Source organism: Methanosarcinales archaeon (assembly GCA_014859725.1).
Classification (GTDB): Archaea; Halobacteriota; Methanosarcinia; order Methanosarcinales; family Methanocomedenaceae; genus Kmv04.
Genome location: JACUTQ010000247.1, coordinates 1 through 2,315, shown reverse-complemented (window position 1 = coordinate 2,315; position 2,315 = coordinate 1). Strand labels below are relative to the sequence as shown.

At 42.6% G+C, this 2,315-nt stretch carries 5 protein-coding genes; all 5 read left to right on the top strand.

Going from position 1 to position 2,315, the window contains the following annotated elements:
* Nucleotides 1–210: hypothetical protein (locus tag IBX40_12845; protein MBE0525197.1), on the top strand; the 210-nt coding region annotated here is incomplete at its 5' end.
* 109 nt (nucleotides 211–319) lie between these two features.
* Nucleotides 320–628, top strand: a complete 309-nt coding sequence (locus IBX40_12840) for a hypothetical protein (protein MBE0525196.1) — start codon at nucleotides 320–322, stop codon at nucleotides 626–628.
* Nucleotides 629–802: 174 nt separating this feature from the next.
* Nucleotides 803–1,747 carry a CRISPR system precrRNA processing endoribonuclease RAMP protein Cas6 gene (gene cas6, locus IBX40_12835; protein MBE0525195.1) on the top strand — a complete coding sequence of 315 codons (945 nt, stop codon included), beginning with the start codon at nucleotides 803–805 and terminating at the stop codon, nucleotides 1,745–1,747.
* Nucleotides 1,748–2,051: 304 nt separating this feature from the next.
* The gene (locus IBX40_12830) at nucleotides 2,052–2,222 is read left to right on the top strand and encodes a hypothetical protein (GenBank protein ID MBE0525194.1); all 171 of its coding nucleotides are present in this window, start codon (nucleotides 2,052–2,054) and stop codon (nucleotides 2,220–2,222) included.
* Nucleotides 2,198–2,315, top strand: a 118-nt coding sequence (locus IBX40_12825) for a CRISPR-associated endonuclease Cas1 (protein MBE0525193.1), incomplete at its 3' end; no start/stop codon positions are given. The genes IBX40_12830 and IBX40_12825, both read left to right, overlap by 25 nt.

Here is a 2,315-nt window from a genome sequence, read left to right as displayed (position 1 = left end):
CACACCACAAGGGCAGGCGGAGTCAGATCAAAACGGGCACCCGGACAGAGTGAAGCAAGAGGGGCAGCAGGAGAACCGAAGAAAAGATGGGGGCTTGGTTATTTAAATAACATTGAAAATATATTTAAGGCAGCTCCGGCACTTATCGGCTTAACATCTTACTTCACTTTCCTAAACAACCGATTAAATCGAAAACGGGCACTGATCTAAGATCCAGTTCTTTTGTTGACAACGATTTTAGGTAAAATCAGTGTTAATCGGTGTCAATCTGTGTCTGAAAAAAAATTAAAAGACACGGATTTCACTGATTTACACAGATTTGCAGTCGCATACAAATCCAAAAAGATGGCTGCCACCTTGCTACCTATCGGTAGTGGTGGCAGGGTCAGCTATACATGGCCACACCCTCAACCGCCAGAATAATCGAAAAGCGCCTGCCTCCACACCACAAGAGCGGGCGGAGCAGATTAGGAGAGGGCACCCGGGCAGAGTGAAGGCGAGAAGTAGAGCAGAAGAAGGAATAGCATTTATCTGTGGTTCCTTGAGGAGCCTTCCCTATCCGGGTGTGCGAGGGTGCAGAAGAGCAGTGTGGGAAAGGCGCTGCTTAAACGTGCAGGACGGCTTGTAAGGATTGAAAGATGCTTTGGAAATAGCCGGAGGGAAGTGGGGGTCGGGGTGTTTGATATGGCTTGAGACCAATATCGATGATCCAGTGCTGAAAAACGTCCGTTGAAATTTACCGCACTCTTATATATTTCTAAATTTATAGAGTTACTAAAAAGGAGGATGGAGTGAAGTTTAAATGAAGCTATCCAAATACCGGTTTACTATAATACCTCAAAATGAACTTATTCTCCCCCCGTATAAAGGCTCTACTCTCAGGGGCGGCTTTGGCACTGCCCTCAGGCAAACAGTGTGTATTGAAAAAAGGACGGAATGTATAATATGCCTGCACCGGTACAGGTGCATCTATTCCTATGTTTTTGAGACCCCTGTTCCTGAGGAAGCAAAGGATGGGACACGATCAAAAGACGTATATGTACCACATCCTTTTGTTATCGAGCCACCTTTAGATAACAGACAGCATTATGGAATAGAGAACAAATTGGATTTTCATCTTATCCTCGTTGGTCGTGCAGTAGACTATATCCCATATATTATATTTGCATTTGAAGAACTGGGGCGAATAGGGATTGGTAAAGATAAAGGGAAATATTCAATAGAGAAAGTAATTAGCTTTAATAACGATAGAGAGATACTTATTTACGATGGCGATTCACATTTTAGAGACGATTTGCAGGTAATGGATTCTGATGAGCTGGTCCGGGATGCAGCACAACTCAATTACCATCAGGTCACTTTTCAATTTCTTACACCTACAAGAATAAAAAATGATGGAAAACTTACTATCGATATTGATTTTGTAATAATACTGAGAAATCTGTTAAGAAGGTTATCCCGGTTAGCTGAGGTCCATTGCGATGAGAAGTGGGAACTGGAATGGAATGAACTTATTGAAAGGGCTAATGACAGGGTTAGTACTGTCTGTTCCGGATTGAAGTGGTATGATTGGAAACGTTACTCTCAGAGGCAGGGAACAAAGATGAATATGGGTGGTTTTCTGGGTGAAATAACATTGGAAGGTGAGTTTATTGAGTTCATGCCCTTTATAAAACTCGGCGAATTGCTCCACATGGGTAAGGGAACAGTTTATGGATTGGGAAAGTATGAAATTAAAGGGGAATGATAATGGGATTACAATTTGTGTGGTGTATAGAAAAGTTTGATATGTCTTGATCTGCGTGTGTTTTTTTCGAATTTTTGAATTTGGCGATAGCCTCAGTAGGTGGGAAAAACCTGGGAGGCTATCGCCAGTATGCTGCGGCACTATAGGGGTGTTTTTGCATGTGAAATGGGGGTATTTTTTTGGAATATATTGTGAAAATAGCAAAGACCCGTTATAGGGGATTGAAACATCGTGACCCAGTGGGTACCCTAACAGGAATTCGTCAGCGTGAAAATAGCTAAGACCCCTTTTGGGAGTTAGAAACTTGGTAGCGATATCATCACTACCTGATATGATAGCTATATCCTCCATGATGGGTCTTGAAGGAGCAAGCAGCGGAGCTTACTTTCGTGGTTATTCCAAAATGCTGTCACAGGATTCACCTTTGATAAGAGGACGAAACATCCGCCATTGGATCCGGCAAATGCTTTGTTAAGCCTTGGATATGTGCTTATTACGAATGAGATCGGGGCTCTGGCAGAGTCTACCGGTTTTGATCCTTTTATTGGCTTTTTGCATAGTCTGAGAT

Coding starts and splice junctions, on each gene's coding strand:
- cas6 (MBE0525195.1), top strand. CDS start 803: ATGAAGCTATCCAAATACCGGTTTACTATAATACCTCAAAATGAACTT.